The 737-nt window shown below is 75.3% G+C and carries 1 protein-coding gene; it reads right to left on the bottom strand.

Annotated elements, in window-relative coordinates:
* Nucleotides 1–173 precede the first annotated feature (173 nt).
* Nucleotides 174–737: hypothetical protein (locus G3N98_RS39455; RefSeq protein ID WP_206151144.1), on the bottom strand; the 564-nt coding region annotated here is incomplete at its 5' end.

Raw genomic sequence — 737 nt, 5'->3', positions numbered from 1 at the left:
GCTGCGGCATCGGCGGCCGCACCCGCGACGCCCGCGAGCGCGCCGGCCGTGCAGCAGTAACGCTGCAACGGCCACCGCCGCAAAGACAAAGAGCGCTGCAGACGCAGCGCTCTTTTTTTGTCCGCGAGAAACGGAAACCGGGGGAGAAGGGCGAGACAGGCGGCGCGTGCCGCTCAGGCGATCCGCATCGCACCGGCACGCTCGAACGCGTGCCGCGCCTGGATCAGCGTCGTACGCGCCGCGCGCGCATCGCTCGCGACCTGCAGCAGCGGGCCGAGCTGCGACGGCTGCTTCAGCAGTTCGCGCAGGATCGGCAGGATCGCCGTGCTGCCGTCGTCGCGCAGGCCGGCCGTCGCCGCGCGCGGCAACGTGCGCCACGCCGGATCGACGATCGCGCGGCACACCGCGAACGGTACGCCGCGCGCCGCCGCGAAGGCCGCCGCGATATGCGACTCCATGTCGACGGCGAGCGCGTCCTTCGCGCGATGCAGCGACGTCTTGTCCTGCTCGCTGATGACCGGTGCGCCGACGGCCGCGAGCGTGCCGCGCGTCACGCCCGCCCAGACGCGCGCTTCGTCCAGCGCGGCGACGAGCCGCGCGCCCCAGCCCGCCTCGGCCGCGACGCCACCGCACGTCCCCTCGACCGCGCCCACCGCCACGCGCCGGCCGCGCACCAGGTCGGCGCCGCCGCTCGCTTCCGCGCCGCACCTCCCGACCCCCACCCCACCGTGCGCGTT

Source organism: Burkholderia sp. Tr-20390 (assembly GCF_017104595.1).
Classification (GTDB): domain Bacteria; phylum Pseudomonadota; class Gammaproteobacteria; order Burkholderiales; family Burkholderiaceae; genus Burkholderia.
Note: the sequence above shows the minus strand (reverse complement) of the source record. Positions and strands in the feature narration are given on the sequence as shown.